The organism is Stenotrophomonas sp. GL_101 (assembly GCF_057835675.1).
Genome location: NZ_CM174432.1, coordinates 3,563,902 through 3,580,915, shown reverse-complemented (window position 1 = coordinate 3,580,915; position 17,014 = coordinate 3,563,902). Strand labels below are relative to the sequence as shown.

10 protein-coding genes and 1 pseudogene are annotated in these 17,014 nt (G+C 64.7%); 5 read left to right on the top strand and 6 right to left on the bottom strand.

Annotation, left to right across the window (positions count from 1 at the left end; translation table 11 throughout):
* Positions 1 to 63 precede the first annotated feature (63 nt).
* A complete protein-coding gene (gene gcvH, locus AC3IR9_RS15815) occupies positions 64 to 459 on the top strand; it encodes a glycine cleavage system protein GcvH (protein WP_489291872.1) in 396 nt (131 codons plus the stop codon).
* A 106-nt stretch (positions 460 to 565) separates the two neighbouring features.
* Positions 566 to 1,800 (top strand): IS3 family transposase gene (locus AC3IR9_RS15810; RefSeq protein WP_489291031.1). Its coding sequence is split into 2 segments (ribosomal slippage): positions 566 to 917 and positions 917 to 1,800, totalling 1,236 coding nucleotides; the frame shifts between segments, so codons are not numbered across the junction.
* A gap of 1,117 nt (positions 1,801 to 2,917) precedes the next feature.
* Here the strand turns inward: AC3IR9_RS15810 and AC3IR9_RS15805 are convergent.
* The 3 genes and pseudogenes from AC3IR9_RS15805 to AC3IR9_RS15795 all read right to left on the bottom strand — a co-directional run.
* A pseudogene (locus AC3IR9_RS15805) lies at positions 2,918 to 3,430 on the bottom strand (hypothetical protein); the annotation flags it as partial.
* Positions 3,431 to 3,830: 400 nt separating this feature from the next.
* Positions 3,831 to 5,222, bottom strand: a complete 1,392-nt coding sequence (locus AC3IR9_RS15800; RefSeq protein WP_489291870.1) for a serine hydrolase domain-containing protein — start codon at positions 5,220 to 5,222, stop codon at positions 3,831 to 3,833.
* A gap of 154 nt (positions 5,223 to 5,376) precedes the next feature.
* Positions 5,377 to 6,969 carry a GMC family oxidoreductase gene (locus AC3IR9_RS15795; RefSeq protein WP_489291869.1) on the bottom strand — a complete coding sequence of 531 codons (1,593 nt, stop codon included), beginning with the start codon at positions 6,967 to 6,969 and terminating at the stop codon, positions 5,377 to 5,379.
* A gap of 216 nt (positions 6,970 to 7,185) precedes the next feature.
* Between AC3IR9_RS15795 and AC3IR9_RS15790 the strand changes: the two genes are divergently transcribed.
* Together AC3IR9_RS15790 and AC3IR9_RS15785 are read left to right on the top strand one after the other, a co-directional pair.
* Positions 7,186 to 8,523: an NTP/NDP exchange transporter gene (locus AC3IR9_RS15790; RefSeq protein WP_489291868.1), complete on the top strand. Its 1,338-nt coding sequence runs from the start codon at positions 7,186 to 7,188 to the stop codon at positions 8,521 to 8,523.
* A gap of 29 nt (positions 8,524 to 8,552) precedes the next feature.
* Complete coding sequence (locus AC3IR9_RS15785) at positions 8,553 to 8,909, top strand: DUF1304 domain-containing protein (protein WP_489291866.1); 357 nt, start codon at positions 8,553 to 8,555, stop codon at positions 8,907 to 8,909.
* 493 nt (positions 8,910 to 9,402) lie between these two features.
* Here the strand turns inward: AC3IR9_RS15785 and AC3IR9_RS15780 are convergent, their stop codons facing one another.
* Together AC3IR9_RS15780 and AC3IR9_RS15775 are read right to left on the bottom strand one after the other, a co-directional pair.
* Entirely contained in the window at positions 9,403 to 11,880 is a 2,478-nt protein-coding gene (locus AC3IR9_RS15780) for an acyl-CoA dehydrogenase (RefSeq protein ID WP_489291865.1), read from the bottom strand.
* Positions 11,877 to 12,797 (bottom strand): alpha/beta fold hydrolase, encoded by a 921-nt coding sequence (locus tag AC3IR9_RS15775; RefSeq protein ID WP_489291864.1) that lies wholly within the window; start codon positions 12,795 to 12,797, stop codon positions 11,877 to 11,879. The genes AC3IR9_RS15780 and AC3IR9_RS15775 overlap by 4 nt, the downstream gene beginning before the upstream one ends.
* A 167-nt stretch (positions 12,798 to 12,964) precedes the next feature.
* Between AC3IR9_RS15775 and AC3IR9_RS15770 the strand changes: the two genes are divergently transcribed.
* The gene (locus AC3IR9_RS15770) at positions 12,965 to 13,567 is read left to right on the top strand and encodes a TetR/AcrR family transcriptional regulator (RefSeq protein WP_489291862.1); all 603 of its coding nucleotides are present in this window, start codon (positions 12,965 to 12,967) and stop codon (positions 13,565 to 13,567) included.
* Positions 13,568 to 13,706: 139 nt separating this feature from the next.
* On the opposite strand, the gene AC3IR9_RS15765 is transcribed toward AC3IR9_RS15770, so the two are convergent.
* A complete protein-coding gene (locus AC3IR9_RS15765) occupies positions 13,707 to 16,613 on the bottom strand; it encodes a TonB-dependent receptor plug domain-containing protein (protein ID WP_489291861.1) in 2,907 nt (968 codons plus the stop codon).
* Positions 16,614 to 17,014 lie beyond the last annotated feature (401 nt).

Below are 17,014 nucleotides of genomic sequence, written 5' to 3'. Positions count from 1 at the left end.
TCGGCCCCGATGGTTACACTACCCCCGTTTCTTGACCCCCCTGTTATTCCTCGGAGCAGTCCCATGAGCGAGATCCCCGGCGACCTTAAATTCCTCAAGTCCCACGAATGGGCACGTGTGGAAGGCAATGGCCGCGTCACCGTCGGCATTTCCGACCACGCCCAGGGCCTGCTTGGCGACCTGGTCTATGTCGAGCTGCCGACCGTGGGCGATGAAGTAAAGGCCGGCCAGCAGGCCGCCGTGGTCGAGTCGGTCAAGGCCGCCTCGGACGTGTACAGCCCGATCACCGGCAAGGTGGTCGAGGTGAACGAAGCACTGTCGGACAAGCCGGAAACCATCAACGAAGATGCCTACGGCGAAGGCTGGATCTACGTGGTCGAGTTCTCGGCCAACGAAGAGTTGAACGATCTGCTGGGCCCGGACGAGTACGCCGAGCTGCTGGAAAACGACGAGCACTGAGCGTGCTCTGATCGAGAAGAACGGCCGCCCTGTGCGGCCGTTTTTTTTGGATTTGACCCGTCCTGAATTGAGTTGACACCTTTTCCCACAGGAAGAGGAATGTTCAATGAATTCAACAATCAGGCGCAGCCAGCGGGATTACTCGCTGGCCTTCAAGTTGTCGGTGGTGGACCAGGTCGAGCGTGGGGAGCTGACCTACAAGCAGGCCCAGGAGCGCTACGGAATCCAAGGACGGAGCACCGTGCTGTCGTGGCTTCGGCGACATGGTCGGCAAGACTGGTCAGGTGGGGCATCATCTGCCCCCATGACCACAGCTCCCAAGTCCGGAACGGCCAAGCCGCTGACACCGGAACAACAGATCAAAGTCCTGCAGGTTCAGCTGCGGGAGGCGACCGAGAAGGCGCAGCTTTTCGAGGCCATCGTGGATGTGCTCAAGGAAGACTACGGGGTGCGCATCGTAAAAAAGCCTTCCGGCAAGTCCTCACGCAAAGGCGCCTCCAAGGCGTAAGCGTGGCAAGGGCTTGCCGGCATTTTGGTATCAGTCGCCAAGCGTACTATCAGGCAGGCCATCGTCAGCAGCGGCAATTGGCCGACGGTGCTCGGGCGCTCGCGCTGGTAGGTGGCTATCGAGCGCGCCAGCCGCGCATCGGCACGCGCAAGCTGCATCATCTGATTGGACCGACGCTTCAAGCATCGGGAGTGGCAATGGGGCGCGACCGTCTGTTTGGCGTCCTTCGTGATGCCCGGCTGCTGGTCCCCATGCGGCGGGCGTACCACAAGACGACCGACAGCCATCACCGCTTCCGGCGGCACCCCAATCTTCTCAAGCCCGGCGAAGGGCGCGTGGTACCGACCGGCAGTGAGCAGGTCTGGGTAGCCGACATTACCTACCTGCCCACGCAGGGGAAATTTGTATACCTGAGCCTGATTACCGATGTGTGGTCGCGCAGGATCGTGGGCTGGAGCGTGCACGACACCCTGCAGACCGAACAGGTCGCCCAAGCACTGCAGATGGCGCTGAAGGAACGAAAAACGCGGCAGCAGCTGATCCATCACTCCGACCGGGGTATCCAGTACTGCTCGGACTACTACCAGAAGATCCACGCCAGGCATGGGGTGACCTGCTCGATGACCGATGGCTACGACTGCTACCAGAATGCGCTGGCCGAACGGGTCAATGGAATTTTGAAGGGCGAGTTCCTGCTGCACCGGCCTCGGGACCTGCTGCAGGCACGCCAGATGGTCGCCGAGTCGGTGGGGATCTATAACGCCGAGCGGCCGCACCTGTCGCTTAAAATGCAAACGCCCGATGCGGTGCATCGGGCGTCTCTGGCCGCCTGACGGCGGCCAGATCATCCGCCACAGGTGTCAACCTATGGCAGGACGGGTCAATTCTTCGCCCCATTGCGGGGATTGCCCAAGTCAACGTTCCCGCCAGCGCAGGCGCGGCGGGTGCGGACCTGGACTGGTTTGGGCCGGCTGCGGAGCGGGACCTGCAGCGTGTCCCGGGAACCTATCCACCCCGGCCCAGGCTGGTGCAGGTGGCCGACGCTGCTGCTGTCTTTCCCGCTGCTTGGCGAAGAACTTTTTTCGCCCGCAGGCCGGTGCAGCGACGCTGCCGTTATCCGTACGTGACGAAAACCAACGGCGGTCGCTGCCGGTCGTCGCCGGTCGGGTCGCTCATGCGCAACCGTTGGGTCGGTGTCCGCGTTGGTCATGAGGGTGCGTTCGGGCATCGGTGCGCGCATGTCCGGGTGCATCCGGTTGGCCATGCGGGGCGCGCGCGGTGCATCCGGTGAGCCCGAACCGAGCGGTCGAAACGGTCAGGAAGTTTGCGCATTTGCGCAAATTCGGTGGCAAAAAGCGATCGAGGATGTGAAAAGTTTTCGTACCCGTTTGGGTGCCGTGTGGGTAGGCGTTGGCACGTTGATGGACGCGCGTGCCGGAACCGGGCAGCTCGCCGGGTGCGCGCAAGTTGAAAACACCAAAGTGCTTCTTTTAAGCACTTTTCTTTTGTCGTGATGCGTGTCGTGCGTGGCGTGGGGGTGCGTGTGCGACGGCGTTGCATGCCGTTGGCGGTGTTTGCGGAGGGGCTGAAGTTGCCGTCGCGGGGTGCGTCCATGTGAAAATTTTTCGCCGGGGTTGTTGACAGTGAAAAAAACCGTGATTAGGTTTCGCCACAGCAGACCTTGCTGCGAACAGAGTGAGCAGAATCGACATCCAGTCGCGAAGCACAACCTGGACATCCACCTCGCGTCCGAAGACGGTGGAGAAGGATTCGCTTCCCCCGGCGAACCTCAAGACCCTTTCCCTTTCGATACCTGTTCGGCCACCTGCGGCAGGTATCTCCGTATCCGTCACGACGCGCTTGACGCGACGGCGGTCCCCGCGATGCCGCACTGCGGGTTTGCTTTACCTGGGCGTTTCCACTCCATAGATCACTGACGAGGAGCCATCCCATGGCAACCAAGAAAGCTGCGAAGAAAAAGCCGGCCGCCAAAAAGGCCGTCAAGAAGGTAGCCAAGAAAGCTGCCGCCAAGAAGACCGTGAAGAAGGTCGCCAAGAAGGCGGCGGCCAAGAAGACGGTGAAGAAGGCTGCAAAGAAGGCGACCGCCCGCAAGGCAGTGAAGAAGACGGCGAAGAAGGCAGTCCGCAAGGTCGCCAAGAAGGCCGCCGCGAAGAAGGCAGTGAAGAAGACGGCGAAGAAGGCGACCCGCAAGGTAGCCAAGAAGTCCGCCGCCAAGAAGACTGCGAAGAAAGCCGTCCGCAAGGTAGCCAAGAAGGCCACGGCCAAGAAGGCAACCAAGAAGACGGCAAAGAAGGCCACCAAGAAGACCGCCAAGAAGGCTGTCCGCAAGGTAGCCAAGAAGGCCACTGCAAAGAAGGCAACCGCGCGCAAGGCTCCGGCCAAGAAGGCTGCGGCCAAGAAAGCGGTGAAGAAGGTCGCAAAGCGCAAGCCGGCCGTTCGCAAGAAGAAGGCCGCCCCGGTCGCCCTGCCGGCAACCCCGGCACCGCTGATCTAAGTCGTTCCCGATAGCCGCACACTGAAACTCCTTCCCCGGCAGCCCAGCGGGGAGGGAGTTTTTTTATGTGCGCCTCTGCGGCAGGATCGCATTCGCCCGGCAGGGCAAGGGGCGAGTTCCGCGTCACCACCAACGGTGGTGACCTACCTCCGCAAGGGCATCGGTACCGGCGTGTCGAGAATGCCGGCGGCCCACGTCAAACATCGGCGTGCGCCTGTGCGTTCCGTAAGCCAAGCGGCCCCGGACGCTCGCGCCATAGGCGAAGCCCCTCGCTAGCTACTGGGGAAAAGAACTACAAAAAAAGCGACCCACCGGTCGCTTCTTTCGATGCTGCCACCTGCACCGCAATCAACGCGGCGAGGCCACCGCACGGTTGGACGACACGCCCTTGCGCTTGCCCTGCTGCGGGGCGGCGTCTTCGGCCATCAGACTGTCGCTGCCGAAGTCGGTGTCCACGTCCAGCCAGCGCTGGGTGGGCAGGCCCATGGCCTGGTCGAGCACGGTCGGCAACAGGCCGCTGGGCAGGCTGCTCTCGCCGTTCCACAGGATGGCGATGCCCAGGTCGCGTTCGGGTACCAGCGCCACCAGGCCGCGATAGCCCTGCACCGCGCCGGCGTGGAAGATCACTTCATGACCGGCATAGTCGAAATTGCGCCAGCCGAGCGCGTAACCGGCCGAGTGCAGGCGCTCACGACGCCAGCCCGAGCGCATTTCGCCCGGGGTGTTGATCAGGGTCGAGTGCAGCGTGGCCAGCAGTGGCGCGGGCAGCACGTCGGGGCGGTGACCGGTGTGAGCCAGCAACCATTGCGCCATGTCGCTGGCACTGGCGTTGACGCCGGCTGCGGGGGCGAGACGGTAGTAGGTGGGCTTGGGGTTGAGCGACACCCAGCCATTGCGGCTGCGCACGTGCGGGCGCGCCCAGCGCGAACTGGCCTGGATGCCGGCCAGGCCGAGGCTGGCATCGTCCATGCCCAGCGGCTTGAACAGGCGGCGTTCGACCGACTGCTCGTAGAAACTGCCCGAGGCGGCGTAGACCACGTCGCCGATCAGGCTGAAGGCCACGTTCTGGTAAGCGTAGCAATCGCCCGGCAGGCACTTGAGCGAAGTGGCCGCCAGCTTGTGAGTGAGCGTGTAGTACTCGGCGTTGGCTTCCACGTCGCGGTCATAGGCGTTGTAGGGCAGGCCGACGCGGTGGCTGAGCAGGTCGGCCACGGTAAGGCGTTCGGTGGCTTCCGGCGAACTCAGCTGGAAGCCGGGCACATAATCGGTGACCTTGCTGTCCCAGCGCAGGGTGCCATCGTTGACCAGCAGCCCGGCCATGGTGCCGGCGAAGGCCTTGGACAGCGACGCCAGCCGGAACACGGTGTGCGCATCGACCATCTGCGGGTTGTTGACGTCGGTGACACCGTAGCCGCGCGCGCTGAGCACGCGCCCGCCCTGGACGATGGCCACGGCCATGCCGGGGACGCGCTCGCCGTAGGTCAGCTGTTGGGCCATCGATTCGATCGCGGCCACGTTGAAGCTCGCCGCCGGTGGCAGCACCTGCGGGTTGGCCGGCGTGGCGCGGTAAGCGGCGGGCTGGGTATGCGCGACTGCCTGGGCGTTTTCGATGTTGACCGGGAACGCCGCAGGCGCGGCGCTGGAGGTCTGCGCCGTAGAGGACATTGCAATGGGCATCAATAGGCCCAGCAACCCGGTTGCCGCCGAGCGGATCGGACGACGCCTGCTGTTCTGATTCATCGTGTAGGGCCTGTGCGCAACTGCTGTAAGCGATTCTAGCGCCGCTTTTCCCGATTGCACAAACGAAGCGAAGATGAATGCGTATCTGGTTGAAAAGGCGCGGTTTTTGCATCCCTTTGCCGGCGTTGCCCCCCACCCCATGGCGCAGCCCTGTTCAGGGGGCTGCGGCATCCTGCAGGATCCAGTGCGCGGCACGCTCGGCCAGCATGATCGTGGCGGCATTGGTGTTGCCGCTGACCAGGCGCGGCATCACCGAGGCATCCACCACGCGCAGGCGGCGCACGCCACGCACGCGCAGCTGCGGGTCGACCACCGCCTCGGCGTGGGTGCCCATCGCGCAGGTGCCCACCGGGTGGTAGATGGTTTCGGCCTTGGCACGGATGAAGGCGGTCAGCGCGGCGTCGTCCAGGTCGTCCCGCGGCGGGAAGATCGGGGCGCCACGCCAGCGGTCGAACGCCGCCTGCCGCAGGATCTGCGCGGACATGCCCACGCAGTGCTTCATCATCGCCAGATCGACGCCCTCCGCGTCGCTCAGGTAGTTCGCTTCGATTCGTGGCGGCGAGGCCGGGTCGGCGTCGCGCAGCTGGATGCGGCCGCGGCTGCGCGGATGCAGGGCACAGGCATGCAGGGTGTAGCCATCGCCGGGCAGGCGGTGGCGGCCGTGGTTGTCCAGCATCGCCGGCACGAAGTGGAACTGCACATCGGCGCGTGCATCGTCGGCCAGGGGAGAGCGGGCGAAACCACCGGCCTCGGCGATGTTGCTGCTGCCGGCACCACGATGGCCGCGCAGGAAATAGTCGAAGGCGATGCGCGCCTGGTTGCTGCGGTCGTAGCTGACCCCGGGCCCGGTGTGGACCAGGCTGCAGATGTCCAGGTGGTCCTGCAGGTTGCCGCCCACGCCGGCCAGGTCCGCGCGCGGGCTGATGCCGTGTCCACGCAGGTAGCGGGCCTGACCGATCCCGGACAGCATCAGCAGTTGCGGCGAATGGATGGCGCCGCCGCAGAGGATCACCTCGCTGTGGGCTGTCGCATGCCGGTGGTGGCCGCGGTGGTTGAAGAACACGCCGCTGGCGGCATCCCCGCTGAAGCTCAGTGTTGTGGCGCGTGCACCGGTGAGGACGGTCAGGTTGCGCCGTTCCCGCGCCGGGCGCAGGTAGGCGGTGGCGCTGGAGCAGCGCGCGCCGTCGCGCTGGGTGACCTGGTAGAAGCCCACCCCGAGCTGCTGCGCACCGTTGAAATCGTCGTTGCGCGCATGGCCGGCCTGGGCGGCGGCATCGATGAACGCCGCCGACAACCGGTTGCGGTGGCGCAGGTCGGACACCGACAGCGGCCCTGCCGCACCGTGCAGCGCGCTGCCGCCCCGGCTGTTGGTTTCGCTGTGCACGAACCAGGGCAGCACCTGTGCCCATTCCCAGCCGCTGGCACCGGCAGCGGCCCAGCCATCGTAGTCGGCAGCGACGCCGCGCACGTAGCACATCGCATTGATCGCGCTGGAACCGCCCAGCACCTTGCCACGCGGCCACCACAGCCGACGGCCATCCAGCGCCGGCTCGGGCTCGGTTTCCAGGTTCCAGTTGATGCGCCGGTTGTTGACCAGCCGGGCCAGTCCGGCCGGCATGTGGATGAACGGGTTGCGGTCGCGTGGCCCGGCTTCCAGCAGCAGGACCTGGCACCGCGGGTCTGCGCTGAGCCGGTTGGCCAGGACGCAACCGGCGGATCCCGCACCAATGATGATGTAGTCGTACATGCGCCTCCCGGGTACGGCACCGTCCCCACGGCCTGCCTGCGAGCATAGGCGACGGCGGCCTGCAGCGGGGCACCCGTCGCCGCCACGCACTGTTGCAGCGTGGCGGAGGGGCGGAGACTGGCGATGTTGCGGTGCATCGTTTAACGTGCGCGCTTTGCCGCCTGGAGTTCCCACGATGCTGCCGTTGCAACGCCGCCTGAGCATGGAGCGCGTGCGATGAGTGCTGCGGGCCAGCCGGCACCGGCACGCCAGGGGCTGGGCACCGCGCTGCGGCAATCGCCGCCGTTGCTGTGGGCATCGGTGTATTTCTTCTGCCTGCTGACCGGCTACTACGTGCTGCGCCCGGTACGTGAGGCCATGGCCGCCTCGTCGGACCTGCACGCGGTGTTTCCGTCGGTGTTGATCGACTGGTTTTCCGGGCAGGGCATCGCGTTGCAGGACTATGTGCTGCAGTTCCTGTTCAGCTGTGTCTTCGTGATCATGCTGGTGTTGCAGCCGCTGTACGGTGCGCTGGTCAGCCGCTACCCACGCCGGGTGTTCCTGCCGGTGGTGTACGGGTTCTTCATTGCCACCCTGCTGGGCTTCTACGTGTTGTTCGACAGCGGCATGCCCGGGCGCGGCATGCTGTTCTTCTTCTGGATCACCGTGTTCAACCTGTTCGCGGTGGCGGTGTTCTGGAGCTTCATGGCCGACGTGTTCTCCAACGTCCAGGCCAAGGCGTTCTACGGCTACCTGGGCGCGGTCGGCACGGTCGGCGCGCTGGTGGGGCCGTTGCTGACGTCCACGCTGGTGACGTGGATCGGCATCGCCAACCTGATGCTGGTTTCGGCCGGCTTCCTGTCGGTATGCCTGCTGTGCATCTTTCGCCTGCGGCACTGGGCGGTGCTCCGCGAGCAGGAACAGCAGCTGGTGTCCGGTGAGACGCCGATGGGCGGCGGCGTGCTGGACGGGCTGAAGCTGATCGTGCGGGAGCCGCTGCTGCGCTGGCTGGCGGTGATGGTGGTGTTCGGGGTGGGCGTGGGCACGCTGCTGTACAACGAGCAGAACGCGATCGTGCGCAGCCTGTATGCCGACGTCGCCTCGCGCACGGCGTTCTTCTCGCGGGTGGACCTGGCCGTGAACGCGCTGGCGCTGGTCCTGCAGCTGGGGGTGACCCGCTGGTTGCTGTCGCGCTTCGGCATCGCCCCGGCGTTGTTGATCCCGGGGGTGGCGATCATCATCGGCTTCTCGGTGCTGGCCGCCTCACCGCTGCCGCTGATGGTGGCGATGGTGCAGGTGATGACGCGGGCGAGCGAGTTCTCGCTGGGCAAGCCGGCGCGCGAGACGATCTACACCCGTGTGGACCGCCAGTGGCGCTACAAGGCCGGCGCGGCGATTGACACGGTGGTGTACCGCGGCGCCGACCTGACCTTCGCCTGGGTGCACAAGGCGCTGTCGCTGCTGGGGTCCCATGCGGTGTTCCTCGGCGGTGCCGTGGCGGCGGCGATCATGACGTGGGCGGCGCTGGGCGTGCTGCGTGAAGAAAAGAAGCTGCCGGCCGAGCGTGCGGAGTAAGCTTCACCGATCATCCCCAAGGCCTGCCCATGTACTGGATCGCGCTGTCACTGACCCTGCTGGTCGCACTGCTGCACGTGTACTTCCTGGTGCTGGAAATGTTCCTGTGGACCCGGCCGCTGGGCTTGAAGACTTTCCGCAACACGCCTGAGAAGGCCGAGGCCACCCGGGTGCTGGCAGCCAACCAGGGCCTGTACAACGGCTTCCTGGCGGCGGGACTGTTCTGGGGACTGTTCGACCATCTGCCGATGCTGGTGAACTTCATGCTGGGCTGCGTGATCGTGGCCGGCTGCTACGGCGCCTGGAGCGTCAACAAGCGGATCTTCTTCATCCAGGCCGTGCCGGCGATCCTGGCGGTGGCCGCATGGTGGATGGTGCCGGCCTGAGGCGCTGCCACCACGCAGGCAGCCCGACGGTTGCGCTTGCGCAGGTAGGTCACCACCGTTGGTGGTGACGCTCTGTGCCGACCGCCTCCTCGCTCGGGCATGCCGCGAGCGTCGGGGCCGCCAAGGGGCTTGGCTTGCGGGACGCGGATGCGCGCTTCGATGTTTGCTGTGGGCTGCGAGCGTTTGCTGCCCGTGGGTGCCGGTTCCCCTGCGGAGGTAGGTCACCACCGTTGGTGGTGACGCTGATCGCCGCAGGCCATTCGTACGCAGGGGTATCGGTGGCTGCCGGCGGCCGCAGATCCACGCCATGCGTGGATACCGCTTTTCGCTTACCGCAAGCCAAGCGGCCCCGGACGCGCGCGCAAATGCACAAAAAAGACGGGTCCGCTCACAGCTTCCGTCCTCGCATCGTGCCCCTCTCCACATAAGGGAGAAGAACTCAAAAAAAACGGCGGACCGAAGTCCGCCGTTGTCGTTTACGTGGCTGCCACTATCACGCCGCTTCGGACTGGGCGTCCTTGTGCTGGCGCTTGTAGTAACCGGCCGAGCGCAGCTCTTCGGTGTCGAAGTCGTCCACGGTGATGGTTTCCAGGGTCAGCGTGCGCAGCTCTTCCAACAAGGTGCGCTCGTCCTGGGTGATCACTCCTTCGGCCACGGCTTCGTCCAGCTGGGTGGTGAAGTCCAGCGCTTCGATGCCCTTGGTCTTGACCGCCTTGATGAACTTGCGCTCGACCGGCTCGGCCATGATCGCCTTGGACAGGTAGCTGTTGATGCGGCCGCCCGGGTTGTTCTCGCACGGGGTCAGGAACACGCCACTGGCGAGGCGGTCGCGGGCTTCGTTGGGCGCCATCAGCAGCGCGGCAACGCGGTGGCCCAGGCGGTCGCCGGGGGCTTCGGCGCGACGGCCGAACGGGAAGATCAGCAGCCACATCAGCCAGCCGATCGGACGCACCGGGAAGTTGCGCAGCGCCGCCGACAGCGACTCTTCGATCTTATGCACGCTGTCATGGAAGGCCCACGCCAGCAGCGGCTGGTCGGCCACCGGTGCGCCTTCGTCGTGGTAACGCTTGAGCATGGCGCTGGTCATGTAGACATGGCTCAGCACATCGCCGAGGCGACCGGACAGCGATTCCTTGAACTTCAACTTACCGCCGAGGGTCATCATCGAGATGTCGGCCATCAGCGCCAGGTTGGCCGAGTAGCGGTCCAGCTTGCGGAAGTAGCGGCGGGTGTAGGCATCGCCCGGGGCGGCACCCACGCGCGCGCCGGTCAGGCCGAACCAGAACGAGCGCACGGCGTTGGAGATGCCAAAGCGGATGTGCCCGAACAGGCTGCGGTCGAACGCCTGCAGGCCGGCCTTGGTGTCCGGATCCTGCGCGGCCTTCATTTCCTGCAGCACCCACGGGTGGCACAGGATTGCGCCCTGGCCGAAGATCAGCAGGCTGCGGGTCATGATGTTGGCGCCTTCCACCGTGATGGCGATCGGCGCGGCCTGCCAGCTGCGGCCGGCGAAGTTGCGCGGCCCCAGGATGATGCCCTTGCCGCCGATCACATCCATCATGTCCGAGATCACTTCACGGCTCATGGTGGTGCAGTGGTACTTGGCAATCGCCGAGGGTACCGACGGCACGTCGCCGCGATCCACCGCCGCGGCGGTGGCCTGGCACAGCGCACTGATCGCATAGGCCTTGCCGCCGATGCGCGCCAAGGCCTCTTCCACGCCTTCGAAGCGGCCGACCGACAGGCCGAACTGCTTGCGGATGCGCGCGTAGGCACCGGTGACCACCGCGCCGGCCTTGGCACCGCCGCTGGCGGTGGAGGGCAGGGTGATCGAGCGGCCCACGGCCAGGCACTCGTTGAGCATGTTCCAGCCCTTGCCGGCCTTCTCGGCGCCGCCGATCAGCTGGGTCAGCGGGATGAACACGTCCTTGCCGCGGATCGGGCCGTTCTGGAAGGTCGAGTTGAGCGGGAAATGGCGACGGCCGATTTCCACGCCGGCGGTGTCACGCGGCAGCAGTGCCAGGGTGATGCCGATATCGCGGGTGCTGCCGATCAGCGCGTCCGGGTCGTACATGCGGAACGCCAGGCCGATCAGCGTGGCCACCGGGGCCAGGGTGATGTAGCGCTTGTCGAAGGTGAGCTTGACGCCGAGCACCTGCTCGCCGTTCCACTCGCCCTTGCAGACGATGCCGTAATCGGGAATCGAGGTGGCATCGGAACCGGCGAACGGCCCGGTCAGGCCGAAACACGGCACTTCACGGCCATCGGCCAGACGCGGCAGGTACTGGTCCTTCTGTGCCTGGGTGCCGTAATGGTTGAGCAGTTCGCCCGGGCCCAGCGAGTTGGGCACGCCCACGGTAGAGCTGACCACGCTCGACACCGAGGCCAGCTTCTGGATCACCTTGTGGTGGGCCAGCGCGCTGAAACCAAGACCGCCATATTCCTTGGGAATGATCATGCCGAAGAAGCGGTTCTTCTTGATGAAGGCCCACAGTTCCGGCGGCAGGTCAGCGTAGACGTGGGTGATTTCCCAGTCGTTGACCATCTTGCACAGCTCTTCGACCGGGCCATCCAGGAAGGCCTGTTCCTCGGCGGTGAGCTGCGGCTTGGGGTAGTTCAGCAGGATGTTCCAGTCCGGGTCGCCGGTGAACAGCTGGCCTTCAAACCCGACCGAGCCGGTTTCCAGTGCGATGCGTTCGGTCTGCGACAGCGGCGGCAGCACCTTGCGGAACACCTTCATCATCGGCGCGGTCAGCAGCGGCTTGCGGATGAAGGGCAGCAGCAGCGGCACGGCGATGACCGCGACCAGGGCGGCGGCGACAATCGTGGCGGTCTGGTTGACGTAGGGAATGAACCAGCAGGCGGCCAGCAGCGCAACGCTGATGATCGTCCAGGTGATCAGCCGGGCCCGGTGGTAGGCGACGATGGCGCCCGCCAGCAGGATGGCCAGGAAGGGAACGACAATGCTCATGAGCGTGCTCCGGTGACGTGCTCGGTAGTGGCGGACTGTGCCACGGCGGAGGCCGAGGGCAACACGTCCAGATAGTCCAACACAGTAGCGGTAAAGGCGTTGTTGTCATCGCCGGCGACCATATGCGTGGCCTCCGGCAGCTGCACATGCCGCGTATGCGGCACCAACGCGAGGAATTCGGCCACCGTCTGTGGGGTGACCAGCGTGCTGCGCCCGCCGCTGACCAGCAGCACCGGGCATTTCACCTGGCGTGCGGCCTCGGCCAGGGCGTCCTGGTGCTGTTCGCTGTCGCGGGCCAGTTCGGCCACCAGGCGCGGGTCCCAATGCCAGCGCCAGCGTCCGTGGCCGTCTTCGCGCAGCAGCGCGCGCAGCGCGTCCTCGGATTTGCGCGGGCGATGTGGCATGTAGGCTGAAATCACGTCGGCGGCCTGCGACAGCGAGGCGAAGCCGTCGGGGTGGGCGGTCATGAACATGAGGATGCGTTCAACCCCGGCGGTATCCCAACGCGGGGTGATATCCACCAGCACCATCGCCGAGAACAGGCCCGGCCAGCGCGATTCGGCGAGCAGGCCGAACAGCCCGCCCATCGAGGCGGCGACCAGGATCGGCGGCTGCGGTTGTTCGCCGGCCAGCACGATCAGGTCATCGGCGAATTGTTCGCCGTGGTAGGCCAGATCGGCGTGGTTCCAGTCCGAATCGCCGTGGCCGCGCGCGTCGTAGGCCAGGGTCTGGTAGCCGGCGGCGGCCAGGGTCTGGGCGGTGGCGGTCCAGGCGTGCCGGGTCTGGCCGAAGCCATGCGCGAACAACACCGTACCGCGGCGGCCTGGCGTGGAACGGGTAGCGGCCAGCACGGCGTCGTGCGCGCCGGTCAGTCGCTCATCGTCAAAGCGGGGCAGGGTAGAAGAAGGGATGACCATACTCGTTAGTATGGACCTGCGTGGGGGCATGTCAATACTTTGGGGTATGGAGCCGGGGGGTGGCGCGGGCAGAAGCGCGCGCGCCGCAGCAACGCCGCGGGCAGTAGCGCAGGGTCTGGCGAGCCCCGTGGCGGACACGGACCCCGGCGTATGGTTAAATCAACAGCATGAATGAACCTGAAGCTTCCGCCGGCGAGCCACGTGCCGGCCGCAACAGCCGCCTGAGCGCGGAAGACTGGGCCCAGGCCGCCCTGGACCTGATTGCCGAACAAGGTGTAGGGGCCGTCGCGGTGGAGCCGCTGGCACGCCGCCTGGGCGTGACCAAGGGCAGTTTCTACTGGCATTTCCCCTCTCGCGATGCGTTGCTGCAGGCCGCGTTGGAGCGCTGGGAACTGTTCGAGCAGGAACAGGTCTTCGGCAGCCTGGAAGATGTCCCGGACCCGCGCGTGCGCCTGCGCCAGCTGTTCCAGGTGGTGGCCCATGAAGTGCAGCCGCACATCATCTACAGCGAACTGCTCAAGGCGCTGGACCACCCGATGGTACGGCCGGTCATCGACCGCGTATCGCATCGCCGGCTGGAGTACCTGGTGGCCTCGTTCCGCCAGGCCGGGCTGAGCCGCACCGATGCCCAGCACCGTGCGCGGCTGGCCTATGCGGCCTATGTCGGTTTCCTGCAGCTGTCGTTGCAGCTGCAGCAGCCCAAGCAGGCCCGCGAGGACTTCGAGGCCTATGTGGAGCATGTGATCGAGACGTTGATTCCGCTCGGTTGAGTGGGGGCGACGTAGAACAGCGAAAGGCCGCGGAGACGCGGCCTTTTTCGTGGGCGCGTACCGTACGTACGCCCCCCGCACAAAAAACAACGGCCCCTTGCGGGGCCGTTGTTGCATCAGATATTGATCAATGGATCGATCAGAACTTCTGCTTGTACTGCATGTAGATGTAACGACCGATGTCGTAGCCGCCGTAGTAGGCGAACTGCGAGTTCGGGTTGGAGTACATCTGCGGACCGTAGTGGTTGAACACGTTGCGTGCACCGATGCCGACGGTGGCATTCCACGGGGCGTTCCAGGAGAACTGGACGTCGTGGAAGGTGGTGGCGCCGCGCTTGTTCATCGCAAAGTCGCGGTTCGGGTCAGACGAGCCGAAATCAGGGTAGGTGCACTCGGTCTCAAGGTAGACGCAACGTTCCTTGACGCTGGAGTAGTAGCGCGTGCCCCACGTGATGCCGAAGTCACCCAGTTCCCAGCCGACGGTCAGGTTCGAGCGCAGGCGGAAATAGGAACCGGTGCTGTCCGCGAACCCATTGTCGATAGCTTCGATTTCGTCGGCAGCGTTGGTGGACTTGTTGACGTTCTCGGTGACGTAGGTGTTCTGCAGGTTGAAGTTGAACGAACCCCAAGTGTCGGTTTCGTAACGGTAGGAAACGTCGAAATCGTAACCTTCCGTCTTCAGGTAGCCTGCATTACGACCGCCATACAGCATGTTGTTGACGTAGCCCAGCGTCGGGTCACGGGTGAAGCTGTTGCAGCGCTCGGCCACGCCCTGGACGTAGCAATCGTTCAGCTGGGCATCCGGTGTATCGGCGACGATCGTGTTCTCGATCTTGATGCTCCACCAGTCCAGGCTCACGTTCAGGCCCTGGGCGAACGTCGGGCTCCATACCAGACCGACCGTCTTGGACGTTGAGGTTTCCGGAGTCAGGGTCGGAGTCGAGCCGGAGGTGAACGGCACCGGGCTCTGCTCATCCGGACCTTCCGTCGGCACGAAGCCCTGGCGCAGCTGGCGGAAGGTCGCGGCATTGGCGATATCCCCGGCGCAGCGAGCGGCCGTACCGGCATTCGTCGCCGCCGAACCGTACACGGTATCGCAGGGATCGGTGAAGTACTCGAACGACTGCGAGCTGCCGCCGTAGAGATCGGCGATGGTCGGGGCGCGGAAGCCCTCGGCCCAGGTGGCACGCACCAGCAGCTGATCGATCGGCTTCCACTTCAGGCCGAACTTGCTGTTGGTGGTGTTGCCGAAGGTGCTGTAGTCCGAGTAACGGGTAGCCGCGCTCAGGCTCAGTTCCTTGGCGCCCGGCAGATCGGCCAGGATCGGCACGTTCAATTCCAGGTAGAACTCGTTGACGTCAAACTTGCCCGAAGTCGGACCGGCCGCCAAGTCAGTGGAATAGCCCGACTGCGAGAGAGCATCGGGATTGAAGCTGCCCTGCTCTTCGCGGTACTCGTAACCCACTGCAAAGCCCAGATCGCCGGCCGGCAGAGTGAACAGGCTACCCGCGAGGTTCGCGTAGTAGCTCTTCATGGTGGTCTCGCCACTGTTGTGCGTGGTCGGGAACAGGAACTGCTGAAGGTCCGAGTTGCCGGTCAGGCCACCATCACCGGTGCGGCCATACGGAATCGCCGGGTTCCACGGCACGCAGCCGCCCGGACCCGGGCCGTAGCTCGGATTGGTGCCATCAACGAGGCCGGCAGCCGAGCCGCATTCCACGCGACCGGTAGCGTCGTTGTAGAACGATGCGCCGGTGGCCTGGTTGGCAGCCAGCACGTTGTAATTACCCGTCTGCTTCTGCAGGTTCTCGGAGTTCTGGTAGAGGTAACCCACTTCCCAGTCGAAGAACTTGTCATTGAACTGGAACGAGCCCTGCAGGCCACCGCTGAAGCGGAAGGTGGTCAGCTGGTTGGTCGACAGTCGCGGCACTTCCCAGCCACGGCGGACATAGGACATGTCCTCACCGAAGGGGTTGTAATGGCTGTCTGCCGACAACAGCGAGCCGAGGCCTGCAAACGCAGCGGACTGCAGCGGATAACCTGCGACCTGGGCCTGCGACTCACGACGCGTGTACAGCAAGTCGCCAGTGAAACGGACCTTGTCAGTCAGGTCGTACTGGATGTTGGTGAAGACACTGCGACGCTCGGTCGGGGTGAGCAACTGCATCTGCTCGTTCGAGTTGCTCACGTCACCGGTGATCGGGGTCGCGTCGGTGACGTGGTAGTCATTCGCGTCGTACGGGTTGCCGCCACGGTTGAGGGACAGCGACGGACCGCCGGACAGACGGCGCACCGAGCCCCATTGGCTGACGGTCGTCCAGTTCGAAGCGGTTTCCGGATGGCGATCGGTACGAGCGTATTTGCTGAACCAACGATCCTTTGCCCAGATTCCCTTTTCTTCGGAGTACTCGGAACCGATGGTGATCGAGCCGCGGTCACCGGTGAAGCCGGCCACGAAATCGTAGCTGGTCTTCTCGCCGTCGCCTTCACCGTACTGGCCGGTGTAAACGTTGGCTTCCAGGCCTTCGAAGTTCTTGCGGGTGATGATGTTCACCACGCCGGCCATTGCGTCCGAACCGTAGACCGAGGATGCGCCGTCCTTCAGCACGTCGATGCGTTCGACGATCACCGAGGGGATCTGGGATACGTCCTGGTAGCCGCTGACGCTGGCGCCGAGGCGCTTGCCATCGACCAGGATCAGGGTGCGCTGGGTACCGATGTTGCGCAGGTCGATGTAGAAGCCACCGACCATTTCACCGGACGACAGCGGTTCGGAGCGGCTGATGGCCGGGCTGCCGGCTGCGGAGATGTTCTGCAGGACGTCGGCGACGGTCTTGAAGCCACTCTTTTCGATCGAGGCGCGGCTGATGCTGAGCACCGGCTGGGCGGTTTCGGTATCGACCTGGCGGATACGCGAACCGGTGACTTCGATACGATCCAGGTTGGTCGGCGAGGCCGATTCCTGGGCTTGCGCGGTTGCGGTAGCGGCCGTCGCAACCAGTGCGAGGACAACCGCATCACGCAGCTTGTTGGAATTGAAGTTCATTGCTCTCTCTCTCCAAGGGAATCTTGGGTATTCACTGGGGTGTGTGCCCGCGGCGGTGCCAAAGACGGCACCAAGGACCACAAGGCTGACTCGATAGTAACTGCCGTTTGGAGAGAATTAAAGTAGCGTTAATGTTTGGTGTGATTTGGGTGAAATTCGGCAAAGTCGTTAGAAATAAACGGCTTACAGCGCCGATTCGACCTGGCTGTCCCGTTGGTTAAGCCCGAGTGAAGAAAATAGTTGCAATTGATTTGTCACGTTTTGTATCAAAGGGTGTCCTGCGCGTGTCCTGCGCGGCCGCCGGGACTTGACGCAATATGCTGGATTGTGAGAAGCGTTGCCTCTGGATGCGCCCGCGATGGCGTCCCGGCCCCGGCTGCCGAGCGTTACAAAGGGCCACA